This is a genomic window from Saccharothrix sabaoui (assembly GCF_051756985.1).
Classification (GTDB): domain Bacteria; phylum Actinomycetota; class Actinomycetes; order Mycobacteriales; family Pseudonocardiaceae; genus Actinosynnema.
The window spans coordinates 18,354-39,250 of the sequence record NZ_JBPKJK010000034.1 but is presented as its reverse complement, the minus strand read 5'-3'; the positions used below and the strand labels follow the sequence as shown (position 1 = coordinate 39,250).

15 protein-coding genes are annotated in these 20,897 nt (G+C 74.9%); 9 read left to right on the top strand and 6 right to left on the bottom strand.

Annotation, left to right across the window (positions count from 1 at the left end; genetic code table 11):
- Positions 1 to 73 precede the first annotated feature (73 nt).
- Positions 74 to 349 carry a hypothetical protein gene (locus tag ACR807_RS13515; protein ID WP_438921624.1) on the top strand — a complete coding sequence of 92 codons (276 nt, stop codon included), beginning with the start codon at positions 74 to 76 and terminating at the stop codon, positions 347 to 349.
- A 49-nt stretch (positions 350 to 398) separates the two neighbouring features.
- On the opposite strand, the gene ACR807_RS13510 is transcribed toward ACR807_RS13515, so the two are convergent.
- Positions 399 to 815 (bottom strand): STAS domain-containing protein, encoded by a 417-nt coding sequence (locus tag ACR807_RS13510; RefSeq protein ID WP_438921623.1) that lies wholly within the window; start codon positions 813 to 815, stop codon positions 399 to 401.
- 650 nt (positions 816 to 1,465) lie between these two features.
- On the opposite strand from ACR807_RS13510, the gene ACR807_RS13505 reads away from it, so the two are divergent.
- The 5 genes from ACR807_RS13505 to menC all read left to right on the top strand — a co-directional run bounded on the left by ACR807_RS13505 (position 1,466) and on the right by menC (position 7,849).
- Complete coding sequence (locus ACR807_RS13505; protein WP_438921622.1) at positions 1,466 to 3,598, top strand: amylo-alpha-1,6-glucosidase; 2,133 nt, start codon at positions 1,466 to 1,468, stop codon at positions 3,596 to 3,598.
- Complete coding sequence (locus ACR807_RS13500) at positions 3,598 to 4,683, top strand: glycosyltransferase family 4 protein (protein ID WP_438921621.1); 1,086 nt, start codon at positions 3,598 to 3,600, stop codon at positions 4,681 to 4,683. The genes ACR807_RS13505 and ACR807_RS13500 overlap by 1 nt, the downstream gene beginning before the upstream one ends.
- A 111-nt stretch (positions 4,684 to 4,794) precedes the next feature.
- Complete coding sequence (locus ACR807_RS13495; protein WP_438921642.1) at positions 4,795 to 5,877, top strand: M20 family metallopeptidase; 1,083 nt, start codon at positions 4,795 to 4,797, stop codon at positions 5,875 to 5,877.
- A gap of 89 nt (positions 5,878 to 5,966) precedes the next feature.
- Complete coding sequence (locus ACR807_RS13490; protein ID WP_438921641.1) at positions 5,967 to 6,749, top strand: GNAT family N-acetyltransferase; 783 nt, start codon at positions 5,967 to 5,969, stop codon at positions 6,747 to 6,749.
- Positions 6,746 to 7,849 carry an o-succinylbenzoate synthase gene (gene menC, locus ACR807_RS13485; RefSeq protein ID WP_438921620.1) on the top strand — a complete coding sequence of 368 codons (1,104 nt, stop codon included), beginning with the start codon at positions 6,746 to 6,748 and terminating at the stop codon, positions 7,847 to 7,849. The genes ACR807_RS13490 and menC overlap by 4 nt, the downstream gene beginning before the upstream one ends.
- Positions 7,850 to 7,861: 12 nt before the next feature.
- On the opposite strand, the gene ACR807_RS13480 is transcribed toward menC, so the two are convergent.
- On the bottom strand, positions 7,862 to 9,475 hold the full coding sequence (locus tag ACR807_RS13480; protein WP_438921619.1) for an ABC-F family ATP-binding cassette domain-containing protein: 1,614 nt from the start codon (positions 9,473 to 9,475) through the stop codon (positions 7,862 to 7,864).
- A 420-nt stretch (positions 9,476 to 9,895) separates the two neighbouring features.
- Between ACR807_RS13480 and ACR807_RS13475 the strand changes: the two genes are divergently transcribed.
- Entirely contained in the window at positions 9,896 to 10,501 is a 606-nt protein-coding gene (locus ACR807_RS13475) for a DUF6801 domain-containing protein (RefSeq protein ID WP_438921618.1), read from the top strand.
- A 76-nt stretch (positions 10,502 to 10,577) separates the two neighbouring features.
- Here ACR807_RS13475 and ACR807_RS13470 read toward each other — a convergent pair whose 3' ends face one another.
- Together ACR807_RS13470 and ACR807_RS13465 are read right to left on the bottom strand one after the other, a co-directional pair.
- Positions 10,578 to 12,536 (bottom strand): hypothetical protein, encoded by a 1,959-nt coding sequence (locus tag ACR807_RS13470; protein ID WP_438921617.1) that lies wholly within the window; start codon positions 12,534 to 12,536, stop codon positions 10,578 to 10,580.
- Between the two features lies 1 nt (position 12,537).
- Positions 12,538 to 13,401, bottom strand: coding sequence for an SGNH/GDSL hydrolase family protein (locus tag ACR807_RS13465; protein WP_438921616.1), 864 nt, complete (start codon positions 13,399 to 13,401; stop codon positions 12,538 to 12,540).
- 148 nt (positions 13,402 to 13,549) lie between these two features.
- On the opposite strand from ACR807_RS13465, the gene ACR807_RS13460 reads away from it, so the two are divergent.
- Positions 13,550 to 16,147, top strand: a complete 2,598-nt coding sequence (locus ACR807_RS13460; RefSeq protein ID WP_438921615.1) for an NPCBM/NEW2 domain-containing protein — start codon at positions 13,550 to 13,552, stop codon at positions 16,145 to 16,147.
- 201 nt (positions 16,148 to 16,348) lie between these two features.
- A complete protein-coding gene (gene htpG, locus ACR807_RS13455) occupies positions 16,349 to 18,220 on the top strand; it encodes a molecular chaperone HtpG (RefSeq protein WP_438921614.1) in 1,872 nt (623 codons plus the stop codon).
- 59 nt (positions 18,221 to 18,279) lie between these two features.
- Here htpG and ACR807_RS13450 read toward each other — a convergent pair whose 3' ends face one another.
- Both ACR807_RS13450 and ACR807_RS13445 read right to left on the bottom strand, forming a co-directional pair.
- Positions 18,280 to 19,170: an alpha/beta fold hydrolase gene (locus tag ACR807_RS13450; RefSeq protein WP_438921613.1), complete on the bottom strand. Its 891-nt coding sequence runs from the start codon at positions 19,168 to 19,170 to the stop codon at positions 18,280 to 18,282.
- A 230-nt stretch (positions 19,171 to 19,400) separates the two neighbouring features.
- Complete coding sequence (locus tag ACR807_RS13445) at positions 19,401 to 20,801, bottom strand: glycoside hydrolase family 10 protein (RefSeq protein WP_438921612.1); 1,401 nt, start codon at positions 20,799 to 20,801, stop codon at positions 19,401 to 19,403.
- Positions 20,802 to 20,897 lie beyond the last annotated feature (96 nt).

Here is a 20,897-nt window from a genome sequence, read left to right as displayed (position 1 = left end):
CCTTGACACCCGTGACCGGGACCTTGACGCCGCGTTGACGGAACCCGGCCCGACCGGTGGGCGTCCCAGTGACGTGGACGACACGCGGTGGTGGGTGCTCCTGGAGGAAGCGCGGGGCATGGGGGAGGGCCGGGAGTGGAAGCTGTCCCACACCTGGGCCTCGGCGGACCGCGAGGCGGCCCGCGCCGAGGCGCTGAGGCTGGCGCGCGAGCACGTGCCCGCCTACCCGTGGTCGGTGCGCTCGCGTCAGGTCATCCGGGTGGGTGAGGACTCGTACGTGGTGGTCGTGGACGGCCGCACGTCCACGTTCCACTTCCGCGTGCAGGTCGGCGAACTGCTGGAGGGCTGAGCCGGCGGCCCCGGGCGCTCAGCCCCGAGCGGTCACGCCCGCCGGGCCGTCACCGCTGCCGGTGGCGCGGCGGCGGGAGCTGCGCGCCACCGCCGGCGAGCCGGTCGCGCACCGCCGCCAGGGCCTGCTCGACCGACGGGTGCACGGCGACCGCGTGGTGCAGGTCGGTGATCTCCAGCGGGCGCAGCACCGCGCGGTGGGCGGCGACCAGCACCAGCGCGGTGCCCTGCCGCCGGGAGCGCAGGACGGCCTCCAGCAGCAGTTGCAGGCCCGTGGAGCCGATGAAGCCGACGTCGGACAGGTCCACGACGAGACCGGACGGCCGGCGGTCGAGCAGGGCGGCCAACCGGGCCCGGACGGGGTGCGCGGTGGAGGCGTCGATCTCGCCGGCCACGGCGACGACCGGGATGTCGTCGTGTTCGAGGGTGCGGAGGGTGGGGGCGGTCACGGGGTGGGCATCGGACATGGGGCACCTCTCGGCAAGCCACGAGAACCGGCAACCGAGCTCGTGTTTCAACCCGTATCGTCGCTCCGCGCGAACGGACGTGTGGACGTCGACCCACCTCGACCGTACGGCCCCGGCCGGCACCGTGCAACTACTCCGCGTCACCCGAAAGGTGGGTCACCCGGTCGTGCGGTCGACACCGGCCCACACCGTGCCGCCCCGCGGTCGCGGCGCGCATCCCGGGCCGTGGCCAGGGCGGCGACCGCCACGACCCCTCCGACCGCGCGACGCGCCGTGCCTGGACGCGCCCGGCACCGGCGGGTCGGGTGACCGGTCGTCCGCCTCGACGCGCACGACGCGTGACGACGGTTCCCGGCGCAGGCGCACCCGCCGCAGGGGCTCGCCGGGCGTGACCCGGGCACGGGGGACACAGGAGCGCGGCGGCGCGGTTCGAGGGGGAGTGGGAACGACGCTCCGGTGCTCACCGCAGCGGTACCGCGTCGTCCACCCCGATCATCGACGGCCCGACGGCCGATCTTGATCGGCCGTCCGAGTGAACGCGCGTTGCGCCGTCCGTGGCATCCCCCGGCGGGATGGGTGGTGTTTGGCGATCGGCCCGGGTGGCACCCGACCTGGGCCGGACCCCGTTGCCCAGCCCCGAGGAGGCGCGCATGGCGGAGGGCGGTTGGACCTTCGACGGCGAGCCGGTCACCCTGGCCCCCAGCACGGTCACGCTCGTGCACGGCACGTCGTTCTGCGTGTGCGGCGGCGACGGCGAGGTGGACGGCGCGGCGGCGCAGGGCGCGTTCTTCCAGGACACCCGCATCGTGTCCGGGTGGCGGCTGCGCGTGGACGGCGTCCCGGTCGAGCACATCACCACCCTCGACCCCGACCCGTTCCGGGCCACGTTCGTCGGTCGCGGCCGGTCGGCGCGGCAGGGCGCGGAGAGCACCCTGCTCGTGCGCCGCGAGCGCTACGTCGGCTCGGGGATGCGGGAGGACCTCGTCCTGCGCAACTTCGGCCGCGAGACCGCGACGCACGTGGTGACGCTCGCGGTCGCGGCCGACTTCGCCGACCTCTTCGAGGTCAAGGAGGGCCGGGTGCGCGAGCGCGGCGAGCACCGCGCGGAGGTCTCCGACGACGGGCTGCGCCTGCACCGGCTGCTCGACGGCCGGTGCCGGGGCGTGCGGGTGCGGGCGGACGGCGCCGAGTACTCGCGGTCCGCGCTCGCGTTCCGGGTGGTGATCCCGCCCAAGGGCGAGTGGTCGACGTGCGTGACCGTGCAGCCGGTCGTGGACGGCGAGCCGGTCGAGCCGATGTTCCCGCCGGGCAGGCCCATCGACGAGTCGCTGCCCGTCCAGCGCGCCCGGCGGTGGCGCGAGGTCGGCCCGCTGCTGCGCTACGCGGGCAACCCGAGCCTCGTCGCGACCCTCCGGCGCAGCGGTCAGGACCTGGGCGCGCTGCGCATCTTCGACCCCGAGCGCCCCGAGGACACCGCCGTCGCGGCGGGCGCGCCGTGGTTCATGACGCTGTTCGGCCGCGACTCGATCCTGGCCTCCCTGATGGCCCTGCCGATCGACCCGAACCTGGCGCTGGGCACCGTGCGCACCCTGGCCCACCACCAGGGGGCCGCGGTCGAGCCGGAGAGCGAGGAGGAGCCGGGGCGCATCCTGCACGAGATGCGCTTCGGCGCGGACGCCTCGCTGGCCCTGGGCGGCGGCAACGTCTACTACGGCACGGCGGACGCCACGCCGCTGTTCGTCGTGCTGCTGGGCGAGCTGTCCCGGTGGGGCGTCGGCCGCGAGCAGGTGGAGGCGGTGCTCCCGCACGCCGACCGCGCCCTGGAGTGGGTCGAGCGGTACGGCGACCGCGACGGCGACGGGTTCGTGGAGTACCAGCGGGCCACCGGGCGCGGCCTGGTGAACCAGGGCTGGAAGGACTCGTGGGACGGGGTGAACTTCGCCGACGGCAGCATCGCCCGCGGCCCGATCGCGCTGTGCGAGGTGCAGGGCTACGCCTACGCCGCCTACCTGGCGCGGGCCTGCCTGTGCGACGACTTCGGCGACCCGGACGGCGCACGCCGGTGGCGCGACCGCGCGGCAGGGTTGAAGGAGGCGTTCAACGAGCGCTTCTGGCTGCCCGACCTGGGCCGCTTCGCGATCGCCCTGGACGGCGACAAGCGGCCCGTGGACGCCCTCGCCTCCAACCAGGGCCACTGCCTGTGGAGCGGCATCGTCGACGACGACAAGGCCGAGCGGGTCGCAGACTCCCTGCTGTCGCCGGAGATGTTCTCCGGCTGGGGCGTGCGCACGCTCGCCACCGGCATGGGCGCCTACAACCCGATGAGCTACCACAACGGGTCGGTGTGGCCGCACGACAACGCGCTCGTGGCGGCCGGGCTGATGCGGTACGGCTTCGTCGAGCACGCCCAGCGCGTCGCCACCGCCGTGCTGGACGCGGCGCGGGCGTTCGACGGGCGGCTGCCCGAGCTGCTGTGCGGCTTCGACCGCGCCGAGTTCAGCCGGCCCGTCCCGTACCCGACCTCGTGCTCGCCGCAGGCGTGGGCGGCGGCCACCCCGGTGCACCTGCTGCGCGTGCTGCTGCGCGTGGAGCCGCACGCGCCGCGCCGCCGGGTGTGGCTGGCGCCCGTGCTGCCGGCGTCGGTCGGGCCGCTGGTCCTCGACGGCGTGCCGATCGCGGGCACCCGCGTGTCGCTGCGCGTCGACGGCGACGAGGTGGAGGTCTCCGGCCTGCCCGACGACGTCGAGCTGATCCGCGAACCGGCCGGCGGGAGGCGGGACTGATGGACACCGTGCGCGTCGCCGTGGTCGCCCCGCCGTGGTTCGAGCTGCCGCCCGCCGCCTACGGCGGCATCGAGTCGGTGTGCGCCGACCTCGTGGACCGGCTGGTCGCCCGCGGCAACGCGGTCACGCTGATCGGCGTGGGCCGCAACGGCACGGCCGCCGACTTCGTGGCCACCACGCCGCACCCGCAGCACGAGCGCCTGGGGCAGGCCGTCCCGGAGGTGGTGCACGCCGCCGCGCTGCCCGAGATCCTCGCCGACCTCGACGTCGACGTCGTGCACGACCACAGCCTGGCCGGCCCGCTCCAGGCCCGCGCGCGGCCGGTGCCGACCGTGGTCACCGTGCACGGCCTCGTCACCGGCGACCTGGGCGAGTACTACCGGCGGCTGGGCGGCAGCGTGCACCTCGTCGCCATCTCCGACGCGCAGCGCGCCCTGGCGCCGCACCTGGACTGGACGGGCACCGTGCACAACGCGATCCCCGTGCGGACCGTGCCGTGCCGGCGGGACAAGGAGGACTTCGCGCTGTTCCTCGGGCGGGTGAGCCCGGACAAGGGCATCGCCGAGGCGGTCGCGGCGGCCTCGGCGGCGGGCGTGCGGCTGCGCATCGCGGCCAAGTGCCGCGACCCGGAGGAGCGGGAGTACTTCGACCGGGTGGTCGAGCCGCTGCTGGGGTCCGGCGACGTCGAGTGGCTGGGCGAGGTGGACCGGGAGGAGAAGCTCGCGCTGCTCGGCGCGGCCCGCTGCCTGCTGTTCCCGATCCAGTGGGACGAGCCGTTCGGGATGGTGATGGCGGAGGCGATGGCGTGCGGCACGCCGGTCGTCGCGCTGCGCCGGGGTTCGGTGCCGGAGGTCGTCGCGCACGGCGTGACCGGGTTCGTCTGCGACGACCACGACGGGCTGGTGGCCGCGCTGAGCCGGGTGGGCGAGCTGGACCCCGCCGCCTGCCGCGCCGCCGCCGAGCAGCGGTTCGACGTCGACCGGATGGCCGCCCGCTACGAGCACGTCTACCGGTTGGCGGCGCGGCGGCACACGCACCGGTCGCTGCCTCCCCTGCGGCCGGTCGGGCGCCTCGCCGGGGCGTGACGGCATCGGCCGGGCCCGGGAGTCGCCGCGAAGCCGACCGCGAGGGGGTGGCGAACCCCTAGGCTGCCTCGGGTGGACTTCGTCGCACACCTGCGGGCCGCGCTGCCCGCGATGCTGGCCGACATCGGGGAACTGGTGGCCTGCGAGTCGCCGTCGGGCGACCTGGCGGCCGTGGCCGCGAGCGCCGACCTCGTGACCGGGATCGGGACCGGGCGGTTGGGCGTCGAGCCCGAGCGGATCGTGCTGGACGGCCGCACGCACCTGCGCTGGCGGTTCGGCGACGGGCCGGCGCGCGTGCTGGTGCTCGGCCACCACGACACGGTGTGGCCGATCGGCTCGCTCGCCACCCACCCCGCCACCGTGCGCGACGGCGTGCTGCGCGGCCCCGGCTCCTTCGACATGAAGGCCGGCCTGGTGGCCGCGTTCCACGCGCTCGCCGCCCTGCCCGACCGCACCGGCGTGACGCTGCTGGTCACCGGGGACGAGGAGATCGGCTCGCCGTCCTCGCGGGAGCTGATCCAGGCCGAGGCGGCGGGCTGCGCGGCGGCCCTGGTGCTGGAGGCGTCCGCGTCCGGCGGCGCGCTCAAGGTCGAGCGCAAGGGCGTGTCCCGGTACCTGGTGCGGGTGGCCGGCCGGGCCGCGCACGCCGGCCTGGAGCCCGAGCGCGGCGTCAACGCGAGCGTGGAGCTGGCCCACCAGGTGCTCGCGGTGGCCGCGCTGGGCGACCCGGAGCGCGGCACGACGGTCACGCCGACCCTGCTCTCCGCCGGCAGCTCGGCCAACACGGTGCCCGCGGCGGGGGAGTTCGAGGTGGACGTGCGCGCCCGCGACGCGGCCGAGCAGCAGCGCGTGGACGCCGCGGTGCGCGCCCTGCGCCCGGTGCTCGACGGCGCGGTCCTGGAGGTCGTCGGCGGCCCGAACCGCCCGCCGCTGCCGCGCACCGCCTCCGCGGCCCTGTTCGACCGCGCGTCCCGGGTGGCCGCCGGCCTCGGCCTGCCCCCGCTGGAGGGCGTGGCCGTCGGCGGCGGCTCGGACGGCAACTTCACCGCCGGCGTCGGCACACCCACCCTCGACGGCCTCGGCGCGGTGGGCGGCGGCGCGCACGCCGACGACGAGCACGTCCTGGTGGACGAACTGGCCCCGCGCGCGGCCCTGGTGGCGGCCCTGATCGCCGACCTGCTGGCGGAGGGGTGACCGACCCGGCAACCGGTTCCCGGACCGGCGTGGTGACCGGTCCGGGAACCGGCGCGGGGCACGACCCGGCGACCGGCGCGGTGATCGGCATGAGGACCGGCCTGGCGACCGGTCCGGGGACCCGCGACGTGGCGACCGGTCCCGTCGCCGAGGCGGAGGCCGCCGCCCGCGCGGCCGGGGTGCGGGTCCGCGCGCTGACCGACCTGGCCGACCTCGCCGCCGTGCAGCGGCTGTTCGACGGCGTCTGGCGGCCCGACCCGGCGAACCCGCCGATCACCACCGAGCTGATGCGCGCCCTGACCAAGGCCGGGAACTACGTGGCGGGCGCGTACGACGGCACCGCGCTCGTCGGCGCCGCCGCCGGGTTCTTCGGCCCGCCCGCCGAGGCCGTCCTGCACAGCCACATCACCGGTGTGGCGCCCACCGCCCTGGGCCGCGGCGTCGGGTACGCGCTGAAGCTGCACCAGCGGGCGTGGGCGGCGGCGCGCGGCGTCGCCGCGATCACCTGGACGTTCGACCCGCTGGTCAGCCGCAACGCCCACTTCAACCTCACCAAGCTCGGCGCGGAGGTCGTGGAGTACCTGCCCGACTTCTACGGCTCCATGCGCGACGGCATCAACGCCGACGACGAGAGCGACCGGGTGCTGGTCCGCTGGGACGTCCGCGCGCCGCTGCCCGGACCGGCCGCCCCGCCCGCGGGCACCGCCCGGGTGCCCGTGCCGCCGGACGTGGCCGCCCTGCGCGCCGCCACCCCGGAGGCGGCCGGGGACTGGCGGCGGGCGGTGCGCGCGGCCCTCGCGCCGCTGCTGGCGGCCGGCGGCCGGGTGGTCGGGTTCGACCGCGCCGACGGGTACCTGGTGGAGGGGCCGTGAAGCTGACCGGGGTGGAGCTGCGCCGGGTCCGGATGCCGCTGGTGGCGCCGTTCCGGACCTCGTTCGGCAGCGAGACGACCCGCGACATCCTGCTGGTGCGGGCCGTCACGGACGAGGCGGAGGGGTGGGGCGAGTGCGTCGCGCTGGCCGACCCGCTCTACTCGTCGGAGTACGTCGAGGCGGCGCAGCACGTGCTCAGGACCTACCTCGTGCCCGCCGCCGCGCGGGTGGCCGACGCGACCGCCGTCGCGCCCGCGCTGGCCGCGTTCAAGGGGCACCGGATGGCGAAGGCGGCGCTGGAGACGGCGGTGCTGGACGCCGAGCTGCGCGCCGCGGGCCGGTCGTTCGCGCGCGAGCTGGGCGCCGTGCGCGACCGCGTGCCGTGCGGGGTGTCGGTGGGCATCGCCGACTCCGTGCCGGAGCTGCTCGACGAGGTGACCCGCTACCTCGACGCCGGCTACGTCCGGATCAAGCTGAAGGTCCGGCCCGGCTGGGACGTCGAGCCGGTGCGCGCGGTGCGCGAGCGGTTCGGCGACGGCGTGCTGCTCCAGGTCGACGCCAACACCGCCTACACCCGCGCCGACACCGGGCACCTGGCCCGCCTCGACCCGTTCGGCCTGCTGCTGGTCGAGCAGCCGTTCGACGAGGAGGACCTGCTGGGGCACGCCGACCTGGCCCGCGCGATCCGCACCCCGGTGTGCCTGGACGAGTCGATCACCTCGGCCCGCGCCGCCGCCGACGCGATCCGGCTCGGCGCGTGCTCGGTGGTCAACGTCAAGCCCGGCCGGGTCGGCGGCTACCTGGAGGCCCGCCGCGTGCACGACGTGTGCGCCGCGCACGGCGTGCCGGTGTGGTGCGGCGGGATGCTGGAGAGCGGCCTGGGCCGCGCGGCCAACGTCGCGCTGGCCGCGCTGCCCGGCTTCACCCTGCCCGGCGACACCTCCGCCTCCGACCGCTACTACCGGGCCGACATCACCGAGCCGTTCGTGCTGCGGGACGGCCACCTGCCCGTGCCCACCGGCCCCGGCCTGGGCGTCGAGCCGCTGCCCGACGCGCTGGCCGAGGTGACCACGTCGACCGAGTGGCTGCCGCTGCCGTAGCGCCCGGGTGCGTCACGCGCCCGACAGCCGCCCGTCGGCCAGCCGCAGCCGGCGGTCCACGCCGATCCCGGTCAGGAACCGCTCGTCGTGGCTCACCACCACGAACGCGCCCCGGTAGGCGGTCAGCGCGCTCTCCAACTGGCCGACGCTGACCAGGTCGAGGTTGTTCGTCGGCTCGTCGAGCAGCAGCAGCTGCGGCGCCGGTTCGGCGAACAGCACGCACGCCAGCGTCGCCCGCAGCCGCTCGCCGCCGGACAGCGCGCCGACCGGCAGGTGCGCCCGCGCGCCCCGGAACAGGAAGCGGGCCAGCAGGGTCAGCCGCCGGGCCTCGGGCAGGCCGGGCGCGGCGGCGGCGAGGTTCTGCGCGACCGTGCGGTCGAGGTCGAGCAGGTCCAGCCGCTGCGACAAGTGGGCCACCCGGCCCTCGGCGCGCTTCACCACGCCCGCCGCCGGCTCCAGGTCGCCGTCGAGCACGCGCAGCAGCGTGGACTTCCCGACGCCGTTGGGGCCGGTCAGCGCGATCCGCTCCGGGCCGCGGATCGCCAGGTCCACGCCCGCGAGCAGGTCGCGCCCGCCCACCCGCACCCGCAGCCCTTCGCCGAGGAACAGCGTGCGGCCGGCGGGCACGGCGGTGCCCGGCAGTTCCAGCGCGATCCTCCGGTCGTCGCGCAGGGCGCGGCTCGCCTCGTCCAGCCGCGCCCTCGCCCCGTCGACGCGGGCGGCGTGCGCCTCGTTCGCCCGGCCCGCCGACTCCTGGGCGTTGCGCTTCATGGTCCCGGCGAAGATCCTCGGCAGCCCGGCGCTGCCGAGGGTGCGCGCGGCGTTCCCGGCGCGGCGGGCGGCGCGCTCGCGGGCCTGCTGCATCTCCCGCTTCTCCCGCTTGACCTCCTGCTCCGCGTGGCGCACGCCGCGTTCGGCGGCCTCCCGCTCGACGGCGACGGCCTCCTCGTAGGCGGTGAAGTTCCCGCCGTGGAAGCGGATCGAGCCGCGCTCGACCTCGGCGACGCGGTCCACCCGGTCGAGCAGCACGCGGTCGTGGCTGACCACCAGCAGGCAGCCGGTCCAGCCGTCGATCACGTCGTGCAGCCCGCGCCGGGCGTCGAGGTCGAGGTTGTTGGTCGGCTCGTCGAGCAGCAGCACGTCGGGGCGCTTGAGCAGCTGGGCGGCCAGCCCGAGCCGCACGACCTGCCCGCCGCTGAACGTGCCGAGCGGTCGGTCCAGGTCGACGTCGCCGAGCCCGAGGCGGTCGAGCTGGGCGCGGGTGCGCTCCTCGACGTCCCAGTCGGTGCCGATGGCGGTGAAGTGCTCCTCGGCGGCGTCGCCGGACTCCAGGGCCCGCAGCGCGCGCAGCGCGGGCGCGACGCCCAGGACCTCCGCGACGGTCAGGTCGGCGGTCAGGGGCAGGGTCTGCGGCAGGTAGCCGACGGTGCCGTCGACGGTCACGCTGCCGGAGGTGGGGGTCAGCTCGCCGGCGATCAGCCTGAGCAGCGTGCTCTTGCCCGCGCCGTTGGGGGCGACCAGCCCGGTGCGGCCGGTGCCGACGCTGAAGGACAGGTCGGTGAACAAAGGGGAGTCGTCCGGCCAGGAGAAGGACAGGGCCGAGCAGACGACGGGGGCGTCGGACATGGTGGGGACCTCGTGAGGGGGTGGCGCGGGCGCGTCGACGCGACGCCGCGGCATGACTGGGGGGACGACGACATGGCCACCTCGGCGGGACGTGCGAACGCCCACCGGTGGCCGGCACCCCGGGGCTCACCCGGAGATGTCGTCCTCACCCGCCACGGCTGGTCCCCTCACCGGTCGATCACTGCCCCGCCACCGTACCAAGCGCCGTCACCCACCCGCCCGGACACGTTCGGGTGAACGACTTTTGTCACACCACTCACAACCCCGTTCGGACTTTCTGTCGCCGACGTCAGGAATTACGGCAAATGTGAATCCGGTACTTGTAGGGGTCTTTGGCGATCCGTATATTACTGACAAGTAGTCAGGAGTTGCCGCCGCCGCTGACGCGTATTCCCACCGGTCTCAACGAGGAGATTGTCCATGCGCACCTCCCTGTCCAGGAAGATCGTCCAGGGGCTCGCGGTCGGTGCCGCGGTCGCGACCACCGCCGTCCTCGGCGGCACGGGCATCGGTCACGCTGCGTCAGCCCAGTTGACGCTCGTCTACAACTGCCCGTTCCCGCTGATCGGGGCGCAGGACATGTCGGTGAAGATCACCGTCACCAACCTGCCCGCGTCCGGCACCGTCGGCGTGCCGCTCCCGCCCACCGGCGTGACCGCCGTCGCGACCGTGCCGGCCACCGCGACCATGGGCCTGTCCCTGGTCGGGGCCAAGACGGTGGAGGGCACGGCGGTCGCGTCGACCAGCGTGGACAACGCGGGCACCGTGGTGCCGGTGACGGCGAACCTGACCGTGGCCAAGACGAGCGTGCCCACCTCCGGCGCGTTCAACACGGTCGCCACCGGCGGTACCCCGGCGCTCACGCTGACCAAGGCGGGCAAGACCACGATCACGGTGGGCAACTTCAGCACCACGCTCACCCCGAAGAAGGCCGACGGCTCGACCACCGGCCTGGGCACCTTCACGTCGGCCTGCACGCTCAAGCCGGGTCAGGTGACCAAGCTGTACGAGTTCACCGTGTCCTGATGACCTGATCCACCGCACCGCCCCGGCGGGTCGTTCTCCCGAACGGCCCGCCGGGGGTTTTCCCGTTGTCGGCGAATTACGCCGGCGGGGCGGTGCACGGCGCTCCGCCGCACACGTCCACCACCACCCCGGTGGTCAGGAACACGGCTTTTTGTCGCCGTGCGTCGACCGAGGAACGCGGGTCCGCGTGCGGGTCGCGCCCGTACTCCGGTCCCGTGGGCGGCGTGTTGGTCGTCGGCGGCGCGGGCGTCCCGCTGTCCCACACGACCATCGCCGACCCCGCGTGCGGCGGTACCGCCGGCTCGATCCCCGCGAACGGGACCCGGTCCGGGCTGCGGCCGGGCGCGAGCGCCGGCGTCACCACGTGGGCCCCGATCGTGCGGGCCTGCACGTCCGCCGCGACGTTGGCGACCTGGTGGTCGCCGAACGCGATGTGCAGGAGCACGCGCCGCCCGCCCGCCGTGAGGTGGTTGGCGTAGCCGTTGGTCTCACCCCGGTCCCACAGCACTTGGAGCAGTTGCAGCACCACCTGCTGGCGCAGCCGGTCCGGGTAGGACAGGTCGAGCACCTGGTGGAACCGCGCGAAGTCGCTGCTGCGGTTGAGCAGCAGGCCGTAGTTCATCCCGGTGACGCCGAGGACCGCGGTGCGGATGTCCGGCGACGCGGCCACCAGCGCGCCGCCCAGGATGCCGCCCTGGCTGTTGCCGTCGAAGACCAGGGGACGGGTGGTGTCGACCAGCGGGCGGCCGTCGTCGGTGCGGAACGCCGGGTGCGACGTGAACCCCTGCGGGTGCGCCAGCGCGCGGCCCACGAAGATCGCGTTCAGGACGCCCTGCTGCGAGCGCTCCGGGATGGCCGGGAACAGGCCGATGTCGGCGAGCGCGGCCAGCACGACCGGGATGTCGTCCCGCGCCATGCCGATCCAGTCGGTGGCGCAGAAGGTGAACCCGTGCTCGGCCGCCATCGCCTTCACGTTGCCCGCGCCCACCTCCGACCGCGAGCCCAGCAACCCGTGCCCGTACAGGGCGGGCCAGGAGGGCCGGGTGAACGCCGACCGGGGCACCTCGCAGCGGAACCCCGCCTCGACGTCGCCGAACAGCGAGCGGCGCGGCGTGCCGTCCGCCGCGCGGCGCAGCACCGAACCGGGCAGGCCGCCGGGCAGCGTCAGGTAGCTCGGCACGGTGACCCGGCCGGTGATCTCGCGGGCGATGCGCGGGTCCTGCTCGGGGGTGAGGTCGGTGACGCCGGTGACGGTCGACGCGGGTGCCCGCGCGCCGAGGGAGCGCAGGGCGTCGTCCCGGATGGCGGTCAGGTCGCCGGTCAGGCCGCGCGTGCTCGCCACGGTGAAGTCCCAGGCCAGGTCGAGCGTGCCGGGGGCGACGCCGTGCGCGGCGAGGGCGTCCAGGGCGGGGCGCAGCTGCCGCTGCCGGGCGTGCAGCGGGTCGTCCGCCGGCAGGTCCGGCCCGGCGACCCGGGCGAAGGCCGCGTTCGGCGCGAGGTCGCCGCCCGCCGCGTCGCGCAGGCCGCGCAGCGCCACGACGTAGTGGTGCCCGTCGCGGAAGTTGCGGGCCGGGTGGACCAGCAGCGCCCGCCGCAGCGGGTCGTTGGAGTCGATCTCCGCCCAGTGCGGCCACCGCTCGCCGGTCGCCGCGTCCAGCAGCACCACGGGCGAGTCGGCGTCGAGCGAACGGCCGATGTCGGTGACCGGCGCCATCCCGCTGGCCACCGGGTCGAGGCCCGGCACGTGGGCGACGAGCGCGGAGCCGGGGGAGAAGCCGTCCGCCCGGTTCCACGCGGTCGCGGACGGCGCGCTGCCCAGCGCGTTGCGCGGCAGGACGCGGGAGTCGAACGCGACCCGCCGACCCGTGCCGGTGGTCGGGTCCGGCCGGGTGTGCCAGTCGCTGGGGAACGGCAGCAGGCACTCCGCGCCGCCGCCGAGCGGGTCGCAGCCGCCGGCGGGCGCGGCGACCGCCCGGACGGGTGCGGCGACGGTGAGCGACGCCGCGACGAGCAGGACGACCAGGGGCAACCTCATGTCAGGCCCCCAGCACGTGGGCGGCGACGATCCGCGCGTAGTTCGCCTCGCCGCGCCCGTTGGGGTGCAGCGGCGCGGCCAGGTCGGTGGGCACGTACCCCTCCACCCACTTGTCCCACGGCAGCCGGCAGGCGTCGTGGCCGGCGCTGGGCGTGCGCAGGTCGACGTACTCCGCGCCGTGCGCCGCGCTCTGCTCGGCGATGACCGCGTTGAGCCGGTCGACGCCGCCCTGGAGGAAGTCCGCGTCCGCCGGCAGCACCGGCTGGACCGGCCAGCACCCGCCCGCCTTGATGTAGAGCCCGTAGCCGGTGGTGACGACGCGCGCCCGCGGCGACCTGGCGTGCACGGCGTCCAGCGCGGCGGCCAGCTTCGGCGCGAACTCGGCCAGCCGCTGGGCGAGGCGCGCCTCGTGCTCGCCCGCGCACGGCGCGGCGGCGGGGTCGAGCCGCACGCAGTCCTGCGCGATGCCGACCAGGCCGACGTCGTTGCCGCCGATGGTCAGCGTGACCAGGTCGGTGTCCGGGCGCAGCGCGTCGAACTGCGGCGGCGCGGTCCCGGCCGGGAGGTCGAGCAGCGACAGCTCCTGCGGCTCGGCCAGGTGCCTGCTCGACGCGCCGCCGCACGTCACGTCGGTCAGCACCGCGCCGAGCCGGGCCGCCAGCTCGTGCGGGTAGTTGTGCGTGGACCGGCCGCAGGCCAGGGGACCGGTCGGGGTGGGGATCAGCGGTCCGGAGGGCATGGAGTCGCCGAGCGCGACGTAGGCCGGCGGTCCGGCCGCCGCGACCGGCGACACCGGTAAGACCACCGCCGCGGCGGCGACCACCCCCGCGGCGGTGGACAGGGCGCGGCGCAGGCGTGCGTTCATGGCGACCTCCGGGGCAGGGTGTGATCGGTGCCACACCTCATCATGCCGGTCGGGGGAAGGCCGGGGCCCTTGACCGCCGCTCCCGGGGGTGACCATGATCGGAGGACCGCCGCACCGCCCGCACCGGCACCACGGGGGTTTGACAACGATGTCATCGGTTCGCCCGCTCGTCCTGGCCCTGACCGCGGTCCTGGTGGCGGTGCTGCCCGCCCCGGCGACCGCCGCACCGCCCGACCGGTGGGTGGTCACCGCCCCCTCGGGCGGCGTGGCGGCGCGGGTCGCCCTGGAGGGCGGCGCCCTCACCCTCGCCGTGACGCGCGGCGGGCGCACGGTGCTGGCGCCCGCGCCCGTCGGGCTGCGCACCGAGGCCGCCGACCTGACCACCGGGCTGCGCCCGCTCGGGCGCGTCGACCGGGTCGTGCGGGAGCGGTACACCACGACCACCGGCAAGCGGCTCCACCGCGACAACCGGATGACCGAGGCGCGGCTGTCGTTCGCGGGTGCCGGCGACGCGCGGTTGGACCTCGTGGTGCGCGCCGCGCCGGACGGCGTCGCCTACCGGTACGTGGTGCCCGGACCCGTCGTGGTGACCGGCGAGGCGTCGTCCTTCGCCCTGCCCGCCGACGCGCCGGCCCACCTGCTGCCCTACAACGCCTGGTACGAGGCGAACCGCGTGCGCACCACGGCCGGCGGCGCGGCGGTCGGCGACTACGGCAACCCGTCGCTGTTCCGGGTCGGCGCGGACTGGGCGCTGCTGACCGAGTCCGACGTGGACGGGCGGTACCCCGGCGCGCGGCTGCGGCACGCCGGGGCGGGGCGCTACGACGTCGTGCTCGCCGACGAGCGCACCGACTCGGCGGGCGAGCTGCGCACGCCGTGGCGGACGGCGATCGTCGGCGACCTGGCCACCGTGAGCGCGTCCACCCTCGTGGACGACCTCGCGCCGCCGTCCCGGCTCGCCGACACCTCGTGGGTGCGGCCCGGCAAGGTCGCCTGGTCGTGGCTGAGCGAGCACGCCAGCCCCGGCGACCCCGAGCGGCAGCGGCGGTACGTGGACTTCGCCGCCGCGCACGGCTGGGAGTACGTCCTGGTCGACGAGGGCTGGCAGGAGGCGTGGGTGCCCGACCTGGTGCGCTACGCCCGTGCCCGGGGCGTCGAGGTGCTGCTGTGGTTCCGGTGGAGCGACCTGGACACCGCCGCCGAGCGGGACACCGTGCTGCCGAGGGTGCGCGACTGGGGCGTGAAGGGCGTGAAGCTGGACTTCATGGAGTCCGACTCGCGGGCCCGGTACCAGTGGTACGACGAGGTCCTGGCGAAGACCGCCGAGCTGCGGCTGATGGTCAACTTCCACGGGTCGACCATCCCGCACGGCCTGGCCCGCACCTGGCCGCACGTGATGACGATGGAGGCCGTGCGCGGCGCGGAGAACTCCCCGCCCGCCGCGAACAACCCGGTGCAGTTCTTCACCCGCAACGCGGTCGGCTCGATGGACTACACGCCGGTGTCGCTGGAGGTCGGCACGCGGGAGGCGTCCGTCGCGCACGAGGTCGCGCTGCCGGTGCTCTACGAGTCGGGGTGGACGCACTTCGCCGACAAGCCCGAGGCGTACGAGCGGTTCCCGCGCGCCCTGCGCCACCTCGACCAGGTGCCGGCGGTGTGGGACGACACCCGGCTGCTCGGCGGCGACCCGGCGGACCACGCGGTGGTGGCGCGCCGGTCGGGCGAGCGGTGGTTCGTCGGCGCGGTGTCGACGGGCGACCCGCGCACGCTGCGCGCGTCGCTGGACTTCCTGGGCGACGGCCGGTGGCTGGTCGAGGTGCTGCGCGACGACCCGGCCGCCGTGCGCGGCGACGTGCTGCGGGAGAGCCGGGTCGCCCGGTCCTCGGACGCGCTGGAGGTGGCGGTGCCGCGCCACGGCGGGTTCGCCGCGGTGGCCTGCCCCCACCGGCCGGGGCGCACGACGTGCGACGAACCGGTCGTGCCGGTGCCCGGCAGCACCCTGACCACCACCCCGGCCGAGGCCGACGCCCTCCCGGGCACGCCGGTGGAGGTGACCGGCGGCTTCACCGCCACCGCCGACACCGCGGACGTCACCCTCACCGCGACCGCGCCCGCCGGCTGGGAGGTCACCGGCCCGACCGTCCGGCGGGCCGCGCTGCGGGCGGGCGAGGCGATCGGCGGCACGTGGACCGTGCGCCCGGCGGCGGGGGCGGTCGGCGCGCACGACGTGCCGGTGGTGGCGGAGTTCCGCGTCCCCGGCCACCCGGTGGTGCACGTCGAGCGGGCGGTGCGGGTGTTCGTCGCGCCGACCGGCGCGCCGCACGTCAGCGACCTGCCGTTCACCCAGGCCAACGGCTGGGGGCCGGTCGAGCGCGACCGGTCCAACGGCGAGAACCCGGCCGGCGACGGCGGGCCGCTGACCATCGGCGGCGTCGTGCACGCCAAGGGGCTCGGCACGCACGCCCCGTCCGAGGTGACCGTGCACCTCGGCGGCGCGTGCCGGTCGTTCGGCGCGGTGCTGGGGCTCGACGACGAGACGACCTCGCCGGGGTCGGTGGTGTTCCAGGTGGTCGGCGACGGCCGGGTGCTGCACGACAGCGGTGTCGTGCGCTCCGGCGAGCCGGGGCGGGCCGTCGCGGTGGACGTGGCGGGCGTGCGGACGCTGACCCTGCGGGCGACCGACGCCGGCGACGGCCGGAACTTCGACCACGCCGACTGGGCCGACGCGCGCCTGCACTGCGGGTAGCGGTCCCCGCGTCGCCGCCGGCCGGCCGGGGTGGTCGGCACGTCGGGCGGGGGCGGCACGTCGGCCGGGTGGTCGGCACGTCGGGCGGGGCGGGGCGGGGCGGTCGCGGGCACCGGGCGGTGGTGTGCGCGGGTGGTGGGTGACCCCGCCCCGCCCCGATACGATGTGGGGTCGACGGATGCCGCACACGAAGGGGAGAACGTGGAAACGCTCGAGTTCCAGTCAGAGGCGCGTCAGCTGCTCCAGCTGATGATCCACTCGATCTACTCGAACAAGGACACGTTCCTGCGCGAACTGGTGTCCAACGCCTCCGACGCGCTGGACAAGCTGCGCTTGGAGGGGTTCCGCGACAAGGACCTGGTCGTCGACACGTCCGACCTGCACATCGACATCGAGGTCGACCGCGAGCAGCGCACGCTGACCGTCCGGGACAACGGCATCGGCATGACCCGCGACGAGGTGATCGGCCTGATCGGCACGATCGCGAAGTCGGGCACCGCCGAGTTCCTGCGCAAGGTGCGGGAGTCGCAGGAGGCCGCCGCCCCGCAGGACCTCATCGGCCAGTTCGGCGTGGGCTTCTACTCCACGTTCATGGTCGCCGACCGGGTGACGCTGGTGACGAAGCACCCGCGCTCGGAGAAGGGCGTCCGCTGGGAGTCCGGCGGCGAGAGCACCTACACGATCGAGGACGTCGACGACGTCCCGCAGGGCACCGCGGTGACCCTGCACCTCAAGCCCGCCGACGCCGAGGACAACCTGGCGGACTACACCGCGACCGCGAAGGTCCGCGAGATCGTCAAGCGGTACGCCGACTTCATCACCTGGCCGGTCAGGCTCGCGCCCGAGGAGGAGGGCGGCGAGCCGACCACGATCAACTCGCGCAAGGCGCTGTGGGCGCGGCCGTCCAGCGAGGTGAGCGAGGACGAGTACGCCGAGTTCTACCGGCACGTCAGCCACGACTGGAACAAGCCGCTGGAGACCATCCGCATGCAGGCGGAGGGCACCTTCGAGTACCAGGCGCTGCTGTTCCTGCCGTCCCAGGCCCCGATGGACCTGTTCATGCGCGAGCGCAAGCGCGGCGTGCAGCTCTACGTCAAGCGCGTGTTCATCATGGACGACTGCGAAGAGCTGATGCCGGAGTACCTCCGGTTCGTCAAGGGCGTCGTGGACGCCCAGGACCTGTCGCTCAACGTGTCCCGGGAGATCCTCCAGCAGGACCGGCAGATCGCGCTGATGCGCCGCCGCCTGGTCAAGAAGGTGCTGTCCACCGTCAAGACCATGATGGCGGACAAGCCCGAGTCGTACGCGACGTTCTGGCGCGAGTTCGGCGCGGCGGTCAAGGAGGGACTGGTCGCCGACGCCGAGAACCGCGACTCGATCCTGGCGATCTGCTCGTTCGACTCCACGCACGACGCCGAGGGGAAGACCACGCTCGCGCAGTACGTGGAGCGGATGAAGGACGACCAGCAGCACATCTACTACATGACCGGCGACTCGCGGGCCACCGTGGAGAACTCGCCGCACCTGGAGGCGCTGCGCGCCAAGGGCTTCGAGGTGCTGGTGCTGACCGACCCGATCGACGAGATGTGGGTCGACGCCGTCCCCGGCTTCCAGGGCAAGCAGTTCCAGTCGATCGCCAAGGGCCAGGTGGACCTGGAGACCGAGGAGGAGAAGGCGGAGGCCGAGGAGCGCCGCAAGGACTTCGCCGACCTGCTGTCCTGGATGACCACCACCCTGGCTGAGCGGGTCAAGGAGGTGCGGCTGTCCTCGCGCCTGACCACGTCGCCCGCCTGCGTGGTCGGCGACGCCCACGACCTGACCCCGACCCTGGAGAAGATGTACCGGGCGATGGGGCAGGAGCTGCCGCCGGTCAAGCGCATCCTGGAGATCAACCCGGGGCACCCGCTGGTCACCGGCCTGCAGCAGGCGTTCGCCGGGAACGAGGACCACAGCGGGCTGGAGGGCACCGTGGAGCTGCTGCACGGCATGGCCCTGCTGGCCGAGGGCGGCGACCTGCCGGACCCGGCGCACTTCGTGCGCGTGCTGTCGGACCACCTCCAGCGCACCCTGTAACCGGGGCGTTCCCCGGCCGGTCGTCCCGATCGGGACGGCCGGCCGGTCCACGACCTCGGCTAGACCGGCTGGTCCCGCTCGGCGGCCCGGTCGGCGTTGCGCCGGACACCCCGGACCAGCGTCGGCCAGATCGCCGGGGGCAGGTCGTGGCCCATGCCGTCGACCAGCAGCAGCTCGGAGTCGGGGACGGCGGCGGCGGTCGCCTGACCGCCGCTGGGGCCCACCAGCGCGTCGTCCATGCCGTGCACGACCAGGGTGGGCAGCCGGACGCCCTGGAGACCGGCGGTCCGGTCCGGCGAGGCGATGATGGCGGCCATCTGCCGCGCCCCGCCGGCCGGGCGGAACGCGCGGTCGAACGCGGCGGCGGCCCTCGCGCGGACGGCCTCCTCGTCGCCCTCCGCGCCCGGTGAGCCGAAGACGCGCCAGCCCGCCACCGCGTTCTCGATCGCCTCCTCCCGGCTGGTCGCGGGCGGGCGCACCAGCACCGCCCGCGCCTCCGGCGTGGCCTGGCCGACCGCCGGGTTGCCCGTGGTCGACATGATCGAGGTGAGGCTGAGCAGCCGCTCCGGGTGGCCGATCGCGGCCTGCTGGGCGATCATGCCGCCCATCGACGCGCCCACCACGTGCGCGCGCTCCACGCCGAGGTGGTCGAGCAGGCCCACGAGGTCGTCCGCCATGTCGGACAGCAGGTACGGCACCGTGCTCCGGTCGCCGCCCGCGATGGCGGCGAAGTCGGGCACCGGCAGGTGGTCGAGCTGGGTGGACAGCCCCGAGTCCCGGTTGTCGAACCGGACGACGTGGAAGCCCTCCGCGGCCAGCAGCCCGCACAGCCGCTCGTCCCACGCGGTCATCTGCGCCCGCAGGCCCATGACCAGCACGAGGGTCGGGTCGGACGGGTCACCGAAGGTGTCGTGCTCCAGCTCGATGCCGTTGGACTTCGCACGGGGCATGGGTTCCGGCCTCCTCGTCGATCGCCTGCCCCACACCGTAGTGATCACGCCCGCGCTCCGCCGCCCGGTGCGGTGCGGTGCGTCGGGGGTGGCGTGTCGGGAGTGGCGTGCCGGGGGTGGCGTGTCGGTGGTGGCCTGCCGGGGGTGGCGTGTCGGGGTGGCGCGCCCGGCGTCGAACGCGGAGGCCCGGCGCGGGGGGACCGCGCCGGGCCTCGGTCATGCGGGGTGGATCAGCTGGCGCTGCACGTCGGCGTCAGGCCGGTGGCGGAGCCGGTGCCCTGGAAGCCGAACTCGGTCGACTGCCCGGCCGCGACCCGGCCGTTGTAGGCGACGTTCGTCCAGTTGACGTTGCCGGAGGTGCCGCTGCGCTGCGCGTTCCACGAGTTGGTGACCGCGGCGCCGGAGGGCAGGGCGGTCGTCACCGTCCAGCCGCTGATGGCGCTGGACCCCGCGGTGACCTTCACCGTGGCGACGAAGCCGCCGTTCCACGAGTTCAACGACACCGAGGCGGTGCAGCCGCCGGGCACGGGGTCGGGAGTCGTGGTCGTCGTGGTCGTCGTGGTGGTGGTCGTCGTGGTCGTGGTCGTGGTGGTGGTCGTGTCCGTCGGGGTGACCGCGTTGAGGGCGTTGAGCGTCGACGTGTACGCGGCCTTCTTGTTGCCGCTGCCGTCGAACAGCAGCGGGGTGCCGGAGGCGCGCCACGAGTCGGTGTCGCGGATGCCCCAGACGGTGATGCCGGTGCAGCGGGCCACGGCCAGGCACGCCTGCGTCACCCGGCGGAAGTTGTCCGCCTGGGCGCTGCCGGAGCCCTCGATGTCCAGCTCGGTGATCTGCACGTCCACGCCGAGGTTGGCGAAGTTCTGGAGCGTGGTCTGGTAGTTCGACGGCACCGGGCTCTGGCTGTTGAAGTGCGACTGGAGGCCGACGCAGTCGATGGGCACGCCGCGCGACTTGAAGTCCTGCACCATGCGGTAGACGCCCTGGGTCTTGGCGTGGGTCCAGTCGTCCGTGTTGTAGTCGTTGTAGCAGAGCTTCGCGCCCGGGTCGGCGGCGCGCGCCGCGCGGAACGCGGCCTCGATCCAGTCGTTGCCGGTGCGCTGGAGGTTGGAGTCGCGCCGGCCGCCGGAGCTGCCGTCCGCGAACGCCTCGTTGACGACGTCCCAGGCGTAGATCTTGCCGCGGTAGTACGTGGCGACCTGGGTGACGTGGTTGAGCATCGCCTGGCGCAGCGTGGAGCCCTCCATGGACTGCATCCAGCCGGGCTGCTGCGAGTGCCACGCCAGGGCGTGCCCGCGCACGCGCATGCCCTGGTTGCGGGCGTGGTTGACGATCCGGTCGCCGCTGGCGTAGCTGAACTGGCCGCGCTGGGGTTCCGTCGCGTCCATCTTCATCTCGTTCTCGGCCGTGACCATGTCGAACTCGCGGTTCAGGATGCCCACGTAGGTCGAGTCCGAGAGCTTGTTCGCCGCCACGGCCGTGCCGAAGTACCGGCCGCTCTGCTGCGCCGCCGCGGCGAGCGTGGAGGCGGCGCCGCTGGCGGACGTGGCCAGGAGCACCGTCGCGCCGGTCGTGGCGGCGACGAGGGTCGACACGAGCGCGGCTCGTAGCACTGACCTCGATGTCAGCTTCATGATTGGCACCTTCTGGGGGAGCACCTGCTGGTTCACCAGGTGGGTTGGTCGGGGATTGACAGCCCAGTCCCTGAAACTTTTAGCAGTATTGACCGA